The organism is Streptomyces sp. WP-1, assembly GCF_030450125.1.
In the GTDB taxonomy this organism is placed as follows: domain Bacteria; phylum Actinomycetota; class Actinomycetes; order Streptomycetales; family Streptomycetaceae; genus Streptomyces; species Streptomyces incarnatus.
Genome location: NZ_CP123923.1, coordinates 7,143,961 through 7,160,200, shown reverse-complemented (window position 1 = coordinate 7,160,200; position 16,240 = coordinate 7,143,961). Strand labels below are relative to the sequence as shown.

The window sequence follows — 16,240 nt, the reverse complement described above, 5'->3', positions numbered from 1 at the left end:
GCTCGCTTCTTCTCCGAACCGGGAGGCCGGGGCCGGGAGGCCAGGGCGGGGGCCGGGAGGCCGGGGCCGGGAGGCCGGGGCCGGGAGGCCGGGGCCGGCTAGCCGCCGATCCCAGCCACGGCCAGCATCCGGCAGATCCCGGTGGTGGCCGCCGTCGCCCCGGCCGCGCCGAGGAACCGCCGCAGGTCGGCGGTGAGGCGCTGCGCGTGGGTGAAGAACAGGCCGTGGCCGCCGTTCTCGTACACCTTCAGGGCGGCGTCCGGCACCAGCCGGGCCAGCCGTTCACCCGTATGGGCCAGCGGCGCGGAGGTGTCATGGGTGCCGTGCACGACGAGCACGGGTACGTCCACGGCGGGCAGCTCGGCGGTGAGGTCGAGGCCGGTCACGACGGACCGTACGCCGGTGGCGGCGCGGGGCGTGGCCACCAGGCAGCGGTCGACCAGATACCGCGTATACGCGTCGGAGACCTCGTTCCCCGCGCTGGTGGCCGCGAAGAAGGCGTCCGCGAAACGGGTGAACCAGGCGGGCCGGTCGCGCCGGAAGAACTCCTCGTCGGCCCGCGCGAGCGCCGGATCCACGCCGTCGGGCAGCCGCTCGGAGCGCATGATGCCCGGACCCACCCCGCAGACCAGCGCGGCCCGGGCCACCCGGGACGAGCCGTGCCGGGTCAGGCAGCGCACCACCTCGGCGGTGCCCACCGAGTGCGCGATCAGCGTGACCTCGCGCAGGTCGAGATGGTCGAGCAGCCCCTGGAGGTCGTCGGCGAGCGTGTCGAGGTCGTACCCCGACCAGACGTCGTCCGAGCGCCCGTGCCCGCGCCGGTCCAGGCCCACACAGCGGTACCCGGCCTCCGCGAGCGGCAGCATCTGGTGCTCCCACATCTCGTGGCCCAGATAGGCACTGGCGACGAAGACGGCGACGGCACCGGAGGCGGGACCGTGGTCGGCGTAGTGCAGCCGGGTGCCGTCGACGGGGCTCTCGTAGTACGGCATGGGGGTCCTCCTCGGGATACGGCGCGCGAGCACCGGCGGGCGCGCGGGGGCGGCGGTCCGCCGATGATCCCGATCGTGCCCACAGCAGACCACGCGGTCGATGACCCGGCACGTCAAGCACATGTGTCCGAGTCCCCGGCACGCGTGTGCGGGCGGACCGCCCGGGTACCCGGCCCCTCGTCGCGGACCCTTCGCCCGAGAACGGAAGGAGCCGAAGGTGAGCAGCTCAGCGGGGAGCACGGTGGTCGTCACGGGGGCCACCGGCAATGTCGGTACGAGCGTGGTGCGCCTGCTCTCCCAGGATCCCGGGATCGCCTCGGTACGGGGCCTCGCGCGCCGGATGCCCGAGTGGTCGCCGCCGGGTACCGACTGGTCCGCCGTCGACCTGGCGTCGGACGGGGCGGACCTCGCGGAGCGCTTCGCGGGCGCGGACGCGGTGGTCCATCTGGCGTGGGCGTTCCAGCCGACGCACGATCCGACGGCCACCTGGCGGACCAATGTGCTCGGCAGCATCCGGGTGTTCGAGGCGGTCGCCGCGGCCGGGGTGCCGGTGCTGGTGCACGCCTCGTCCGTGGGGGCGTACTCGCCGGGTCCCAAGGACCGCGCGGTGGACGAGTCCTGGCCGACGCACGGCTGGCCGGACGCCGCGTACTGCCGGGAGAAGGCGTATCTGGAGCGCACCCTGGACGTGTTCGAACGCGATCACCCGGAGGTGCGGGTGGTGCGGATGCGGCCGGCGTTCCTGTTCAAGCGGGAGTCGGCGAGCGAGCAGCGCCGGATCTTCGGCGGCCGCTTCCTGCCCGGCCCGCTGGCCCGGCCCGAGCTGCTGCCGTTCCTGCCGGACATCCCCGGACTGCGCGTCCAGGCGCTGCACACGGACGACGCCGCCGAGGCCTACCGGCTCGCGGTGCGCTCGGCCGCAGCCCGGGGCGCCTTCAACCTCGCCGCCGACCCGCCGCTGGACGCCGCGGTCCTCGGCGAGCTGCTCGGCGCGCGTCCGGTGCGCCTGCCGCGTACGGCCGTCCGCTCGGCCGTCGCCGCCGCCTGGAATCTACGGCTGCTGCCGGCGTCCCCGCATCTGTTCGACGCGGTGCTGCGGCTGCCGCTGATGGACTGCACGCGGGCGCACGAGGAGTTGGGCTGGCGGCCCCGGTGGACGGCGACCGAGGTGCTGGAGGAGTTCCTGGAAGGGCTCCAGCGGGGCGGCGGACTGGACACCGCGCCGATGCGGGGCCGCAAGGTGGGCTGACCGGCGAGCACGTTCTGATCGCACGCAAGGGGAGGAAGGCGAGAGCATCATGGCAGCACAGCGCGCACAGGAACCCACGGGGGCGCCGGAGCCGGATCCGGTCCCGAGGGACATGCCCGACCAGCTGGCACGGTCCGACGACCCGTGGGACCTGCCCGGGGACCGGCCGGCGGATCGACCGGAGGACCGTTCGGCGGACCGTCGGTCGAGCGAGAATCCGGGCGGCCCCACGGACGAGAACGACGGGAACGACCAGGACGGCGGAGACGGCGGAGACGGCGGAGACGGCGGAGACGATAGGGACCTCGGGGACGAACTGCCGGACACGGACGAGGCCGGAACCGGTCCGCGCGGCGCGCCGCGCACCGGCACGGTCCATCCCGAGCACCCGGGCCCGGACGAGTCACCTGGCTGAACGTCCGCTGTCCCCCGCATGGTTGACCTCCCTTGCGTGCGTCCGGCGACGCGGGCAAGGATGGTCGATCATGCCCACCAGGACTCCGCGCATTCCCACCCCGGACGGCGTCGCCGACGCGTTCGCCGCCTTTCCCGACGACGACCGGCGCCATCCCGCGGTGCTGATGTACCCCGACGCCTTCGGCCTGCGGCCGGTGCTGGAGGAAATGGCCCGGGAACTGGCCGGACACGGGTACTACGTGCTCGTGCCCAACGTGTACTACCGGCAGGGCCCGGCGCCGCTGATCGACCTGCCCGAGCACATCGGCGAGGATATCCGGCCCAAGGTCATCGCCCAGCTGATGCCGCTCGTCGAGGCGCACACCACCGAACGCGTGCTGCGTGACGCCGACGCCTACGTGGCCTTCCTGGCCGACCGGGCCGAGGTCGCCGCCGGGCCCATCGCCGCGATCGGCTACTGCATGGGTGCCGTCCTGGCCATGCGCACCGCGACGGCCCATCCCGACCGGGTGGCCGCGGTCGCCGGGTTCCACCCCGGGTCCCTGGTCACCGAGGAACCCGACAGCCCGCATCTGCTCATCCCGGAGCACCTCGCCGCCGAGGTGCATCTCGGCCTCGCCGAGAAGGACATGACACCCGAGGGCATCGCCACGCTCGACGAGGCGTTCGAGGCCGCGGGCGTCGGGCACCGCACCGAGGTCTGTCCCGGCACCGTCCACGGCTTCACCATGGCGGACACCGACGCCTTCGACGCCGCCGCCTTCCAGCGCCACCGGGACCGGCTGCTCCCGCTGCTCGGCCGCGCCCTGCCCCAGGTCTGAGGCCCCAACTCGCCCCGTCCGACGGCTCGTTACGCGCCCGTCACGCGCCCGGGGTCCGCTCCCGCAACGCCGTCCGCCAGGCGGGCAGCGGGCTCTCGGGGGCGGGGGCGGGCCGGTGGCCGCCGCTGGTGAAGAAGTCGGCCAGCGGGAGGATCGCGGCGCCGACGGTCACGGCATCCGGACCGAGGCGGCCGAGTTCGATGGTGACCTTGTCGGCGGGGTGCCGCAGGGAGTACGTCGTCGCATGCCGGCGTACGGCGGGCAGGAACCGGGCGCCGAGCTGGAGCCCGGCCCAGCCGCCGACGATGATCCGCTCGGGCTGGAAGAGGTTGATCAGGTCGGACAGGCCCGCCCCGAGGTACTCGGCGGTCTCCTCCAGGACGGCCAGCGCCACCGGGTCCGCCGCACCGCCGTCGGCCGGGTAGGCGGCGGCGAGCATGGCGGTGAGCGCGGTCTCCTCGTCGGCACCGGCCGGCGGACGGCCGCCCTCCTCGCGCCAGCGGGCGAGCAGCGACTCGGCGCCCGCGTACGCCTCCAGGCAGCCGGGGGCGCCGCAACGGCAGCGGCGTCCGCGCACCCGTACCGTCAGATGCCCCCACTCGACGGCCCGCCCGCGCTCCACCTCGGGGGTCACCAGGCAGGCGCCGACACCGGAGCCGAACAGCACGACGACGGCGTTGCGGGCACCGCGGCCCGCGCCGAACCACATCTCGGCCTGACCCAGGGTCTTGGCGCCGTTGTCGATGAAGTACCGCACGGGCTCGGGCAGTTCGGAGGTGGCCCGCAGCAGCCGCTCCAGCGGGACCGCGTCCCAGCCGATGGTCTGCCCGTGGACCACGGCGCCCCGGTCGGCGGTGTGCTCGACGATGCCGGGGACACCGACACCGATGCCCAACAGCCGCTCGGGCACGGCGTCCCGCGCCTCCAGCACCTCGGCGACGCCCTCGCGGATGTGTCCGGCGATGACGTCGGCGTCGTAACGCCGGGCGGTCAACGGGCGCTCGGTGCGGGCGAGTTCGTTCAGGGCCAGATCGAACAGCTCGACCCTTACGCGGGTCTCGCCGACGTCGACGCCGATCATCTGCCCGCTGTCCGGGGCGACGCGCAGCAGCGTGCGGGGCCGGCCGCCGTCGGAGTCGACGCTGCCGGCCTCCTCGACCAGCCCGTCGGCGACCAGATCGGCGACCACATTGCTGACCGACCCGGAGCTGAGACCGGTGGCCGGACCCAGCTCGAACCGGCTCAACGGGCCGTCGAAGTACAGCCGCTGCAACACGGCGGTGCGGTTGCCCCGCCGAAGATCACGCACCGTGCGTCCGTTCCGCCCCGCCATGCGGCTCCCTTCACGAACCATGCCCGACCTGCAACATACTCCTTCGGGCGACCGGAACGCGACTTTCCACCAACCCTTAGTTCATGCTGTGAGCTAAGCAGGAACTCCGTGAGTTCCGCGCGCCGGGGCAAAGCCGCCGGCTCAGCCCGCCGCGCACACCTCCTCGGCGCGCGCCGTGCCCGCCCCCTCCGGCGCGCCGAAGCGGGCCAGGGTGTGCCAGAGCATCTTCAGGTGCTGGAGGTCGTGACGGCCGGTGCGGGCGGCGTCGCCGAGGTGGCGGGGGGTCAGGACGCCGTCGGAGGCGAGGCGGGTGCCGAGGGCGGTGTACCGCGCACCCCGGTAGTCGGCGTGGTCGCGGAGCCGGTCGACGGTGAGGACGTAGCCCAGGTGCCGTTCCAGGGGGAAGGGGAGGCTCCGGGCGGCCGCCTCCACCGGGGTGCCGCGGTAGCTCGCGTCCAGGACCAGGGCCTCGACGTCCCGGGTCAGCAGCACTCCCCCGTGGACATGGCTCTCGATGTAGTCGTCGAGGGCGTCCCGCTCGTCCGCCTCGGCGAGGGCGATCAGCCCCATCGCCGAGGCCGCGCCGAAGTCCGCGGGCTCGGCGGCGCTGTCCGGGTAGCAGAAGGCCGCGCGGGCCGTGCCCCCGGCGGTGAGCCGCAGGTGCGAGGAGCCGAACCGCGGGGCGGAGCCCACCACTTGGCGACGGAAGTCCAGCGCGCCGTACACCGGCCGCTCCGCGGGCTCGGCGTCGTCGTAGGCGCCCCCGAAGATCCGGCTCTCCCAGCGCCGGCGGTCGCCGCCGCGGTGCGCGGTGAGCCCGCCGTTGCTGGTGCCGGTGACGAACTGGGAGTGGTGGACGCCGTCCCGGGCGAGCGAGTCGAGGATCGGCAGGCCGCCCGAGAGCCGGTCGGGGTGGAAGTCGAGGGTGATGCGCGGGCCGGGGGCGAGCGGGGGTCCGCAGGCGCGGGCGCCCACATGGCGCAGTGCGCGCAGGGCACGGCTCGAAAGCCCGTCCGGGAAATCCATTGGCCCGTCCTCCCCAGGGGTACCTAGGCTGATCAGGGGCCCCATCTTCCCGGGTCCGGCGCACGCACGACGAAGGATTTTCCATGAAGCCGCTCACCGAGCAGGACATCCGCAGCTCTTTCGTGAACTGCTCCAAGGGTGAGGCCAAGCGACTCGCCGTGCCGCGGGACCTGGAGGAACAGCCCTGGGAGGACCTGGACTTCCTCGGCTGGCGGGATCCGGGCGCGCCCGACCGCAGCTACCTGGTCACCGAGCGGGAGGGCCGGCCGGCCGGTGTCGCGCTGCGCTTCCCCTCCTCCCAGCGCGGCTTCCTGCACCGCAGCATGTGCTCCCTGTGCCTGACCACGCATCGCGGCGGCGGGGTGTCCCTGATGACCGCGCGCAAGGCGGGCACGGCGGGCCGCGAGGGCAATTCGGTCGGCCTGTACATGTGCACGGACCTGTCGTGCTCGCTGTACGTGCGGGGCAAGAAGGCCCCGGACACCGGGATGCGGATCGAGGAGAGCCTGACCGTGGAGGAGCAGATCGCGCGGACGACGGGCAATCTGGCCGCGTTCCTCGACAAGCTGTACGTCTGAGGCCCCCGGCCCCCGGCCCCCGGCCCCCGGCGTCCCGCCCCGCCCCCCGGCCGCCCGCTCCCGGCCCCCGCCGGATGGCCCAACCCCTCATCCCCCTCGAACAGCCACGTTCGACGCACCCGGGGAACGGGAACAGGCCAAGGGATGCACGAGGTACGCAAGGGGTTCGAGGGACTGCTGCGTCTGGCGAAGCGCCGCCGGGAGCCGGTGGTCGTCCAGACGCTGCGATCGGCCACGGCGGCGACGATCGCCTACGTCATCGCGCTCCGGCTCAGCCCCGAGCCGGCCCCGCTGACCTCGCCCCTGACCGCGCTGCTGGTGGTCCAGGTGACGTTCTACGCCACCCTCACCAACGGCATCCGCCGGGTGAACGCGGTGGTGGCCGGCGTCCTGGTCGCCATCGCCTTCAGTGTGCTGGTGGGCCTGACCTGGTGGAGCCTCGCGCTGCTGATCGTGGCCTCGCTGGCCGTCGGCCATCTGGTGCGGGTGGACGAGTACGTCGCCGAGGTGGCGATCAGCGCGATGCTGGTGCTCGGGGTGACCACGGTCGGGTTCACGGCCTGGGCGCGGATCGTGGAGACGCTGATCGGCGCGGTCGTCGGCACCGCCTGCAATCTGCTGCTGCCGCCGCCCGTCTGGGTGGACAAGGCGGGCGAGTCGATCGAGGACCTGGCGCGCCGGGTGCGCCAGTTGATGCTGCGGATGGGTGAGGAGGCCGCGGACCGGATCCCCTGGGAGCGGGCGGCCGAGCGGCTGCACGAGGCGCGTCGGCTGGACCAGTACATCGCCGAGGTCGACGCCTCGCTGCGGCAGGCCGAGGACAGTCTGCGGCTCAATCCGCGGGTCAAGGAGGGGCTGCTGCACCGGGTGGTGCTGCGCACCGGTCTGGACACGCTGGAGATCTGCACGGTGGTGCTGCGGGTGCTGGCCCGTTCCTTCACCGACCTCGCGAAGGCCCGCGAGTCCGACCATCTGTTCCCGCCCCACGTCGGGGCGACCGTGGAGGAGCTGCTGTCGGAGATCGGCGACGCGGTGGTCAGCTTCGCGGTGCTGGTGACCGCCCATCTGAGTGCGGACGCCGAGTCCGCGGAGTCCCGGCTGACGGCCGAGCTGCACACCGCGGCCGGCACCCGTGACCGGCTGGCCGAGCAGCTGCGCGAGGAGATCCGCGCGGACTGGGCGAACTGGCAGCTGCTGGGCGCCGTACTGACCGAGACCACCCGGATCATCGACGAGATGGACACCGAGCACCGCACCCATCGGCTGCTGGAGGAGCTGGACCGGGTCTCGCGCGAGCAGCGCGCCAAGCTGCCCCGGATGACCCGGTTGCGGGAGCGGCTCGGGGTGCAGGAGGAGCTGTGGCGCCGTACGGGATTTGGTGACCGGACGCGGTGAGCGGGCCGGGTCGGTGCCGGGCTTGCCCTGCGGGCCCGGCCCGGGCGAGGGTGGCCGTGCACGACCGGGACGACCTGAGGTGGGCGCATGAGCACGCGGGCAGGAGCGGACGGCCGCTGGAACAGGCGCAGATTCATCGGGATGGGCGCGGGCGCGGCCGCCGCCGTGGCGGTACCGGCACCGGCCGCCCCTCCCCCGGACCCCGCGCCGGGCACCGCCCCGGGGCGCCGGCCCGCCGGCCGTGCCGACGGGCCCCGCCCGCTGTACCTGGGCACGTACACCTCCGTGCCGGGCGGCGGCACCGGCATCGGGCTCGCCTCGTACGACCCGGAGTCGGGCCGGATCACCGGGTCCGGGACGCTCACCGGGGTCCCCGATCCGTCGTACCTCGCCGTCCGCCCGGACGGCCGGACCCTGTACGCGGTGGACGAGCGCCAGGACGGCGGGGTGACGGCCGTACGGCTCGCCGACCGGCGCGTCCTCGGCACCCGGAGCACCGGCGGGGCGGGCCCCTGCCATCTGTCGGTGCACCCGTCCGGGCGATGGCTGCTCAGCGCCAACTACACGTCGGGCAGTGTCGCCGTGCACCCGATCGACGCCTCGGGGGCCCTCGGCGAGCGCACCGACCTGGTCACACACACCTCACCGGCGCCCGGCCCCGGCCAGGAGGGGCCGCACGCGCACCAGTTCCGCACCGCCCCCGACGGCCGTCATCTGCTCGCGGTGGATCTCGGCACCGACACCGTCTACACGTACCGCCTCGACCCCGCGAAGGGCACGCTCACCGAGGTGGGCCAGGCGCACACCCGGCCGGGCGCGGGGCCGCGCCATCTGACCTTTCATCCGGGCGGGCGGTACGCGTATCTGGCCAACGAGGTGGACGACACGGTCGTCGTCTGCGGGTACGACCCCGCCGGCGGCCGGCTGACCATCGGCGAGCCGCAGTCCACGGGCGCCACCGGGGACGTCACCAACTACCCGGCGCAGCTGCTGGTCACGGCGAACGGCCGGTACGCCTTCCTCGCCAACCGCGGGCACAACAGCCTGGCCAGGTACGCCGTCGAGGCCGACGGGGCCCGGCTGCGGCTGCTCGGCACGGTGCCGGTGGGCGGGGACTTCCCCCGGCAGATCGCCTTCTCGCCGGACGGCCGGCTGCTGTTCGCGGCGAACCAGCGCTCCGGCACGGTCACCGTCTTCCGTGTCGACGCCGACCGCGGTGAACTGCGCTCCGCCGGCGAGCCGTTCGCGTCACCCGTCGCCGTCTGCGCGCTGCCGCTGTAGCGTCCGGGGGCACCCGGCGGCGCTGGCCTGCGCCAGCAGGGCGTGCACCCGCTCGGTGAGCTGACCGAGGTCGTCGGCCGGGGTGTGGAAGGGCAGGCGTACGTCGCCGTGGGCGCGGGTGCGTTCGATACGCAGGGTCAGCCCGTGCCGGTCGACGGCGAGGGGCAGTACCCGGATCGCGGCGTGCAGGCTCTCGGGCTGCACCAGCCGGGTGAGCCGCTCCACGGCGTCCGGGTGGGCCTCGGCGAGATGGGTGAGCAGTCCGGCCTCGGCGGTGGCCAGCGGGTCGGGGCGGGCGGCGGCGAACTCGTCCGGGTCGACGAGTACGGCGCCGCAGGATTGCCGCAGCACCACCCGGGCGGGGTGGAAGCGCAGGGCGTCGCCCGTCGGGGTGAGGCGGCCGGCCAGCCAGAGGCGGGCGCGGATCCGGTCGCGCACGGGGACGGGGGCCACGTCGGCGAACTCCAGTACCGCGCGGGAGTCCTGGCGCGGCACGCACAGGGCCGCGACGTGCAGGGCGCTGTCCTCGGGCACCGTCAGCAGGACCGCGCCCTCGTCGGTCACGGTGTGCGCGCCGACGTACTCCTCGCGTGCGCCGCCCGCGGTCACCGCGCACGACCAGGCGGCGGCGAGCACCGAGCGCGCCCGTTCCGCCGCGCCGGGGGCGGCCGTCCATGCCTGCGTGTCACCCATCCCGAGACCTCCTTAGGTAAGCCTTGCCTAACCTATCGGAGATCGAGTGGCACGCCAACCAGGCGCCCCGTCCTTTACTCGGTCTGTAGATCCCTGACGGCGCGGAGAGAAGCGGTGCGAGGGTGGTGTGAGGGCAGGTCGGCCCCGAGGCGCGCGAGGCTCAGGCGAGGGCGCCGAGGAGCGCGCGTGCGCACAGGTCGCGTACCTGCTTCCGGCCCGGCTCGCCGTCGCGCAGCCATTCCAGGCAGACGGCGGTGGTGAAGGCGAGCCAGCCGCGTACGGCGAGGCGCGGATGGGGGGCGCGCTCGAAGACCGGCCCGAATTCGGGGTCGGCCGCGAGGGCGGCGAGAATCTGCTTCTCCTGTGCGGCCAGGGCCCGTTGGTAGACCCTGCGGACGGCCTGGTCCCCCGCGGCGTCGGCGCGGTGGAAGGCGCGGAAGCCGTGGGCGTGGGCCTCGACGTAGCCGAGGTAGGTGTCGAGCCCTGCGGTCAGCTGCTCGCGGGCCGGTACGCCCGGCTCGGCCGCCGTCATGCGCAGCATCCGCTCGCTCTCGCGCTCCACGACCGCCGCGAAGAAGTCCCGCTTGGTCGGGAAGTAGTGGTAGAGCAGCCCCCGGGACACCCCGGCGAGATCGGCGACCTGCTCGATCCACACCTCGTCGTAGGGGCTCTCCGAGAACAGCCGCGCGCCGACCGTCAGCAGCTGCTCACGGCGTTCGCCGGTGCTGAGGCGGCGCCGGGCGCGCTCCCCCTGGTTCGCGGGCATGGCGTCACTTTACTTGACGTCGGTTCAACAAGCGGACGAGACTGAAGGCCGTTGTTGAATCCACGTACAACAGGCGTGCGCCGGGGCTCGACGGCCCGCCGGGTCAAGGGAGATCGGCGTCATGGCGCAGACGACGGAGAGCGCGCGGACCACGGATGCGGCCGGGGACCCGCGGCTGCCGAAGGGCTTCCGGAGTGCCGAGCTGGGGTGGCCCGAGCTGGACCGCGTCCCGCATCCGCCGCGCCGGCTGCCGCTGCTCGGCGATGTGGTGGGCGTCGACCGGCGCAAGCCCGTCCAGGACTCGATGCGGTTCGCGCGCGAGCTGGGGCCCATCTTCCGGCGCCGGATCTTCAACAAGGAGATCGTGCTGGTGTGGGGGGCGGGACCGGCCGCCGATCTCGCCGACGAGTCCCGGTTCGCCAAGCATGTCGGGCTGGGCGTGGCCAACCTCCGGCCGATCGCGGGGGACGGGCTGTTCACCGCGTACAACCACGAGCCCAACTGGCAGCTGGCGCACGACGTCCTGGTGCCCGGGTTCAGCCGGGACGCGATGGCGGGCTACCACGGGATGATGCTGGCCGTCGCCGGGCGGCTGACCGACCGCTGGGACCGGGAACTGGCCGCCGGGCGCCCGGTGGACGTGCCCGGGGACATGACCAAGCTGACCCTGGAGACGATCGCGCGGACGGGGTTCGGGCACGACTTCGGCTCCTTCGAGCGGGACCGGCCGCACCCCTTCGTCTCGGCGATGATCGGCACCCTGGCCTACGCCCAGCGGCTCAACTCCGTGCCCGGCCCGCTGGCCCCGCTGCTGCTGCGCGGCGCGGCCCGGCGCAACGCGGCCGACATGGCGTATCTGAACCGTACGGTCGACGCCCTGGTCGAGGAGCGGCGCGCTTCGGGCGGCGGTGACGGGGATCTGCTGGACCGGATGCTGGCCACGGAGCATCCCTCGACCGGCGAGAAGCTGTCCGCGCGGAACGTCCGGCAGCAGGTCGTCACCTTCCTGGTCGCCGGGCACGAGACCACCTCGGGCGCGCTCTCCTTCGCCCTGTACTACCTCGCCCGGCACCCGGACATCGCGGCGCGGGCGCGCGCCGAGGTGGACCGCGTCTGGGGAGACACCGGGCGCCCGGGCTACGAGCAGGTGGCCAAGCTGCGCTATGTGCGCCGGGTCCTCGACGAGTCGCTCCGCCTGTGGCCGACCGCGCCCGCGTTCGCCCGTGAGGCCCGCCGCGACACGGTGCTCGACGGGGACCATCCGATGCTCCGGGGCGCCTGGGCCCTGGTCCTCACGCCCATGCTGCACCGGGACCCCGCGGTGTGGGGCGCGAACGCGGAGGACTTCGACCCGGACCGCTTCACCCCGCAGGAGGTGCGCACCCGCGCCCCGCACACCTTCAAACCCTTCGGCACCGGGCTGCGGGCCTGCATCGGCCGCCAGTTCGCCCTCCACGAGGCGACCCTCGTCCTCGCGCTCCTCCTGCGCCGCTACGACCTCCACGCGGACCCCGCGTACCAGCTGGCGGTGACCGAACGGCTGACCTTGATGCCGGAGGACTTCCGCCTACGGCTGTCGCGCCGGTCGAATCCCGGGCGGTCGGCGCGGCCGGGCCCGGCGGCGGAGGGGGAGGACGACGGGGCTCCCGGGGGTGGCTGCCCGGCGCAGGCGAACGGGGGTGCGGAGAGCGGAGGCTGAGGGGACGGAGGCTGAGGGGGCTGGAGTGGCGTCGCGACCGGGGGCGGGCACGCCGTTGTGCGGCCGAGGGAGGCGGACGGGTCGGGGCGCGTACGGGAAAGACCCTGCCGGGCACGTACGGAGAAGGCCGTGTCGGCGCCCGGTTTCCTGCCCGGCGGGCGGTGGACCTGTGCTCCGCGACCGCTGGGGCCCGCCCGGCAGCAGTCGGCGGTGACCGGGGTGCGCTCCACACACCGGGGGACACCGCGCGGTGCGGAATGCCCGTCACCCGCACGGCGACCCCGCGCCCCGACCACGACGGCACCCGGTCCACACCGGTCCCGGCGCCGAAGCCCGCCCCGACCGCCCGGCGCCCGGTCACTCCCCCGTCGTCGGCGCTACTCTTCCGCCCAATGCCCCGGCCGGTTCAGCGCCCCCGGCAGCTTCGTCCCCGCGTTCCCCCTCGCGGCGTTCACCTGCGGCTGGGTGAGGAAGAAGGCGCCGGTCAGATCGGCGTCGGAGAGGTCGGCGCCGCGCAGGTCGCTGCCGATCATGTCGGCGTCGCGCAGGTCCGCGCCGGTGAGGTCGGCCGCGATGAGGTAGGCGCCGCGGAGGGTCGCCCCGCGCAGGTCGGCGCCCCGGAGCCGGGCGCCCATCAGGTCCGCGCCCCGGCGGTCCTTGCCCCTGCCGCCCTTCTTGCCCTTGCCGCCGGTGGCCCCGGCCCGGACCAGTTCGCTGGTGCGCAGCAGGAGGACGTTGATCTCCGCGCGGTGCGCGGCGACGTCCAGTGCGGCCAGTTCCCCGGCGGGCAGCAGGGTGAGGCGTTCGGTCTCGCCGAGGGCCCTTCGCAGCTCGGGGTGGACGGGCCGGGCGGCGGGCAGGGACAGCGCCTCGGTCAGGTACCAGAGCAGTTCGTGCAGCTGTCGTACGACGGGAAACACGTCGAACATCCGGCGCGCCCGGTCCTTCGGCGCCGTACGCCAGTCCTGCCCGTCGAAGGTGTGCCGCGAGACCTTCTGGCCGGCGCCGAAGCAGTCGTAGACGGTGCAGCCGGTGAAGCCCTTGTCCCGCAGCCGGGTGTGGATGCCGCAGCGGTGGTCGGCGGCGAGGTTGGGGCAGGGGCTGCCCGCGGGCTTGTCGAGCGCGAAGTCGGCGGAGGCGGCGAAGGGCAGGGCGACGCAGCACAGCCCGAAGCAGCTGCCGCAGTCCCCGCGCAGCTCTCCGAGCCCGGCTGTCGGATCTGGCATGAGCACAGCCTACTGGCGTCGACCAGCCGGAATGCCGGGCCGCCCGGTGGGGGGTTGCGACCCCCGGCGTGCGGGGGTTACCTGGAAGTACCGGCGGTGAAGCGCGCGCACGGGGGCTCCGGCACATACCGGGGGCCCGGGTGGGCGCCTGCTCCCCCGGTCCTGGCTCGCCGCCGCCGTCCAGCGTTCCACGCGGAGGTGACCAAGGTGAAAGCCGTCGTCTACGAAAAGCCGTTCAGCGTGGCGGTGCGAGACGTCGATGATCCGCGCATCGAGCACCCCAACGATGTGCTCGTACGCGTCACGTCGACCGCGATCTGCGGTTCCGACCTGCATATGTACGAGGGCCGCACGGCGGCCGAGCCGGGCATCGTCTTCGGGCACGAGAACCTCGGGGTGATCGAGGAGGTCGGCGGCGGTGTGACCTCGCTGTCCGTGGGCGACCGTGTCGTGATGCCGTTCAACGTGGCCTGCGGATTCTGCAAGAACTGCCTCGCCGGCGAGACCGGTTTCTGTCTGACGGTGAACCCCGGCTTCGCCGGCGGCGCCTACGGATATGTGGCCATGGGCCCGTACGAGGGCGGTCAGGCCGAGCATCTGCGGGTGCCGTTCGCCGACTTCAACTGTCTGAAGCTGCCGCCGGGCGAACAGTTCGAGACCGATTTCGTACTGCTCGCCGACATCTTCCCGACCGGCTATCACGGCTGTGAGCTGGCCCAGGTGTCCCCCGGTGAGAGCGTGGCCGTCTACGGCGCGGGGCCGGTGGGCCTGATGGCCGCCTACTCGGCGATGCTGCGCGGCGCGTCCAAGGTGTTCGTGGTGGACCGGGTGCCCGAGCGGCTGGCCAAGGCCCAGGAGATCGGGGCCATCCCCATCGACTTCACCCAGGGCGACCCGGCTGAGCAGATCAGGGCGCAGACGAACGGGGAGGGCACGGACAAGGGCGTGGACGCCGTCGGCTACCAGGCCCAGGCACACGACGACGCCGGCCACGAGGAGCCCGCCGTCGTCCTGAACGCGCTGGTGGAGACGGTGCGGGCGACCGGCAGGCTGGGCGTGCCGGGGCTGTATGTGCCGTCCGACCCGGGCGGGCCCGACGAGCACGCCAAGCACGGCCAGCTCCTGGTCTCGATCGGCAAGATGTTCGAGAAGGGCCAGAAGATGGGCACCGGCCAGTGCAATGTGAAGCGGTACAACCGCCAGCTGCGCGATCTGATCATCGCCGAGCGGGCCAGGCCCAGTTTCGTGGTCTCCCATGAACTGCCGCTGGACCAGGCACCGCAGGCGTACGAGAAGTTCGACAAGCGGATCGAGGGCTACACCAAGGTCGTACTGCACCCGGGGCACGCGCTCGCCGCGTGAGGTCCTGCCCTGCCCGGGGTCCGGGCGCCCGCCGAGGGTGCCCGGACCCGCTGTGTCACACCTCGTCCCGGACCACCGCGAGGAGCCGGTCCAGCACCCGGGGCGCGCCGCTGCGCAGCCCGTCGTGCTCGTACTCGTCGGTGACCCAGGTGCGCAGCCCGCGGATGGCGCGGGCCGTGCGCAGCGAGTGGCCGGCGTCGACGTACATGTCGTCGTGGTAGACGGCCGCGGCGACCGGGACCTCGTTGGCGGCGAGGCGGTCGCGGTCGTACAGCGGCGTCCAGTCGGTGCGGGCGGCGAGCAGTTCGGCGGTCTCGCGCAGCGGGCGCAGGGCGGGGTCGGTCTCGAACATCCAGGGGTGGATGGTCTCGCCGGTGAACAGCAGCGGCTCGTCGCCGGCGAGCGTCTTCGCGGCGTCGAACCGGGGGAACTCGGCGCGCACGCGTTCGGCGGCCCAGGCGGTGGGGCGGGCGTCCTGGCCGTAGATCGACTCGTGGACGAGGGCGTAGAGAGGGTGGCCCGCGAACGACAGCAGGCTCTGGACCTGCTCCTGGAAGGCGTCCGCCAGCTCGGGTCCGGCCGGGGTGCGGACGAACGCGTCCGCCAGGAGGTGGTGCAGGCGGTGGCTGCCGTCGCCGCTGCCGAGCATCAGGCCGAGGGACTGGAACGCCTCGACGGTGAGGCGGTAGCCGTTCGGCAGGACCACGTCATGGGTGAGCAGGTGGTCGGCGATGCGGCGGGCCCGCTCGATGTCCTGCGGGTACCGGGCGTAGTGCGCGGTGACCTTGCGTTCGATGCGGGGGTAGGCGGCGCGGTAGACGTCCTCGGCGTGGGCGTCCAGCGAGGGCAGTCCGCCGGTGATCAGGGCGGTGTCCAGGCCCTCGGGGGCGAGCGAGAGGTACGACACCGTGCAGAAGCCGCCGAAGCTCTGGCCGAGGACGGTCCAGGGGGCGCCGCCGGTGACCTCGGCGCGGACGGCCTCGCAGTCGCGCACGATGGAGTCGGCGCGGAAGTGGGCGAGGTAGTCGGCCTGTGCGGCCGGTCCGCCGCGCCGCGGGAGGGTCTGCCGGGTGGCGGGGGTGGAACTGCCGGTGCCGCGCTGGTCGAGCAGCAGGACGCGGTAATCGTCGAGCGCGCGGTCGAGCCACGCCTGCCGTCCGACGAAACGATTCGCCCCGAAGCCCGGACCGCCCTGGAGGTACAGCAGCCAGGGCAGTTCCTTGCCCGCCTTGTCCCCCGCGACCACCTCCCGCGCGTACAACTCGATGCTCTCGCCACCGGGATCGGCGTGGTCGAGGGGCACGGTGAACCGGCGATCGGTCAGAACGACGCCGGGCTGGCGGTAGCTGATGCTCAACGGGTCTCCCGGGAGGGGTGGGACGGACGGGTCAAGTTCAGCACA

At 73.8% G+C, this 16,240-nt stretch carries 14 protein-coding genes; 7 read left to right on the top strand and 7 right to left on the bottom strand.

All coding sequences use genetic code 11. The annotated features are described in order from the left end of the window. Positions 1 to 98 precede the first annotated feature (98 nt). Positions 99 to 992, bottom strand: a complete 894-nt coding sequence (locus QHG49_RS31790; RefSeq protein WP_301492260.1) for an alpha/beta fold hydrolase — start codon at positions 990 to 992, stop codon at positions 99 to 101. A gap of 217 nt (positions 993 to 1,209) precedes the next feature. Between QHG49_RS31790 and QHG49_RS31785 the strand changes: the two genes are divergently transcribed. Together QHG49_RS31785 and QHG49_RS31775 are read left to right on the top strand one after the other, a co-directional pair. Then, entirely contained in the window at positions 1,210 to 2,241 is a 1,032-nt protein-coding gene (locus tag QHG49_RS31785; protein ID WP_301492259.1) for an SDR family oxidoreductase, read from the top strand. A gap of 485 nt (positions 2,242 to 2,726) precedes the next feature. Continuing rightward, on the top strand, positions 2,727 to 3,479 hold the full coding sequence (locus QHG49_RS31775; protein WP_301492257.1) for a dienelactone hydrolase family protein: 753 nt from the start codon (positions 2,727 to 2,729) through the stop codon (positions 3,477 to 3,479). 40 nt (positions 3,480 to 3,519) lie between these two features. Here the strand turns inward: QHG49_RS31775 and QHG49_RS31770 are convergent, their stop codons facing one another. Further along, positions 3,520 to 4,812 carry an ROK family transcriptional regulator gene (locus QHG49_RS31770; RefSeq protein ID WP_159707216.1) on the bottom strand — a complete coding sequence of 431 codons (1,293 nt, stop codon included), beginning with the start codon at positions 4,810 to 4,812 and terminating at the stop codon, positions 3,520 to 3,522. Positions 4,813 to 4,953: 141 nt separating this feature from the next. Continuing rightward, positions 4,954 to 5,838, bottom strand: coding sequence for a DUF3626 domain-containing protein (locus QHG49_RS31765; protein WP_301492256.1), 885 nt, complete (start codon positions 5,836 to 5,838; stop codon positions 4,954 to 4,956). Between the two features lie 83 nt (positions 5,839 to 5,921). On the opposite strand from QHG49_RS31765, the gene QHG49_RS31760 reads away from it, so the two are divergent. From QHG49_RS31760 to QHG49_RS31750, 3 genes are all read left to right on the top strand, one after another. Further along, on the top strand, positions 5,922 to 6,416 hold the full coding sequence (locus QHG49_RS31760) for an FBP domain-containing protein (protein ID WP_301492254.1): 495 nt from the start codon (positions 5,922 to 5,924) through the stop codon (positions 6,414 to 6,416). Between the two features lie 144 nt (positions 6,417 to 6,560). Continuing rightward, the gene (locus tag QHG49_RS31755; protein WP_186337749.1) at positions 6,561 to 7,811 is read left to right on the top strand and encodes an aromatic acid exporter family protein; all 1,251 of its coding nucleotides are present in this window, start codon (positions 6,561 to 6,563) and stop codon (positions 7,809 to 7,811) included. Between the two features lie 87 nt (positions 7,812 to 7,898). Beyond that, positions 7,899 to 9,092 (top strand): lactonase family protein, encoded by a 1,194-nt coding sequence (locus QHG49_RS31750; RefSeq protein WP_301492248.1) that lies wholly within the window; start codon positions 7,899 to 7,901, stop codon positions 9,090 to 9,092. On the opposite strand, the gene QHG49_RS31745 is transcribed toward QHG49_RS31750, so the two are convergent. Together QHG49_RS31745 and QHG49_RS31740 are read right to left on the bottom strand one after the other, a co-directional pair. After that, positions 9,060 to 9,785 (bottom strand): DUF2470 domain-containing protein, encoded by a 726-nt coding sequence (locus tag QHG49_RS31745; protein WP_145484452.1) that lies wholly within the window; start codon positions 9,783 to 9,785, stop codon positions 9,060 to 9,062. The two genes, QHG49_RS31750 and QHG49_RS31745, sit on opposite strands and share 33 nt — an antisense overlap. Positions 9,786 to 9,945: 160 nt before the next feature. Continuing rightward, entirely contained in the window at positions 9,946 to 10,551 is a 606-nt protein-coding gene (locus QHG49_RS31740) for a TetR/AcrR family transcriptional regulator (RefSeq protein ID WP_145484450.1), read from the bottom strand. A gap of 121 nt (positions 10,552 to 10,672) precedes the next feature. Between QHG49_RS31740 and QHG49_RS31735 the strand changes: the two genes are divergently transcribed. Further along, positions 10,673 to 12,250 carry a cytochrome P450 gene (locus QHG49_RS31735; RefSeq protein WP_159707210.1) on the top strand — a complete coding sequence of 526 codons (1,578 nt, stop codon included), beginning with the start codon at positions 10,673 to 10,675 and terminating at the stop codon, positions 12,248 to 12,250. 377 nt (positions 12,251 to 12,627) lie between these two features. On the opposite strand, the gene QHG49_RS31730 is transcribed toward QHG49_RS31735, so the two are convergent. Then, positions 12,628 to 13,476, bottom strand: a complete 849-nt coding sequence (locus QHG49_RS31730; RefSeq protein ID WP_159707208.1) for a pentapeptide repeat-containing protein — start codon at positions 13,474 to 13,476, stop codon at positions 12,628 to 12,630. A 207-nt stretch (positions 13,477 to 13,683) separates the two neighbouring features. Here QHG49_RS31730 and QHG49_RS31725 point away from each other — a divergent pair, with 207 nt between their 5' ends. Continuing rightward, on the top strand, positions 13,684 to 14,838 hold the full coding sequence (locus QHG49_RS31725; RefSeq protein WP_159708813.1) for a glutathione-independent formaldehyde dehydrogenase: 1,155 nt from the start codon (positions 13,684 to 13,686) through the stop codon (positions 14,836 to 14,838). Positions 14,839 to 14,893: 55 nt separating this feature from the next. On the opposite strand, the gene QHG49_RS31720 is transcribed toward QHG49_RS31725, so the two are convergent. Continuing rightward, on the bottom strand, positions 14,894 to 16,195 hold the full coding sequence (locus QHG49_RS31720; RefSeq protein WP_301492245.1) for an alpha/beta fold hydrolase: 1,302 nt from the start codon (positions 16,193 to 16,195) through the stop codon (positions 14,894 to 14,896). Between the last annotated feature and the right edge of the window lie 45 nt (positions 16,196 to 16,240).

Coding starts and splice junctions, on each gene's coding strand:
- QHG49_RS31790 (WP_301492260.1), bottom strand. CDS start 992: ATGCCGTACTACGAGAGCCCCGTCGACGGCACCCGGCTGCACTACGCC.
- QHG49_RS31775 (WP_301492257.1), top strand. CDS start 2,727: ATGCCCACCAGGACTCCGCGCATTCCCACCCCGGACGGCGTCGCCGAC.
- QHG49_RS31770 (WP_159707216.1), bottom strand. CDS start 4,812: ATGGCGGGGCGGAACGGACGCACGGTGCGTGATCTTCGGCGGGGCAAC.
- QHG49_RS31765 (WP_301492256.1), bottom strand. CDS start 5,838: ATGGATTTCCCGGACGGGCTTTCGAGCCGTGCCCTGCGCGCACTGCGC.
- QHG49_RS31760 (WP_301492254.1), top strand. CDS start 5,922: ATGAAGCCGCTCACCGAGCAGGACATCCGCAGCTCTTTCGTGAACTGC.
- QHG49_RS31755 (WP_186337749.1), top strand. CDS start 6,561: ATGCACGAGGTACGCAAGGGGTTCGAGGGACTGCTGCGTCTGGCGAAG.
- QHG49_RS31750 (WP_301492248.1), top strand. CDS start 7,899: ATGAGCACGCGGGCAGGAGCGGACGGCCGCTGGAACAGGCGCAGATTC.
- QHG49_RS31745 (WP_145484452.1), bottom strand. CDS start 9,785: ATGGGTGACACGCAGGCATGGACGGCCGCCCCCGGCGCGGCGGAACGG.
- QHG49_RS31740 (WP_145484450.1), bottom strand. CDS start 10,551: ATGCCCGCGAACCAGGGGGAGCGCGCCCGGCGCCGCCTCAGCACCGGC.
- QHG49_RS31735 (WP_159707210.1), top strand. CDS start 10,673: ATGGCGCAGACGACGGAGAGCGCGCGGACCACGGATGCGGCCGGGGAC.
- QHG49_RS31730 (WP_159707208.1), bottom strand. CDS start 13,476: ATGCCAGATCCGACAGCCGGGCTCGGAGAGCTGCGCGGGGACTGCGGC.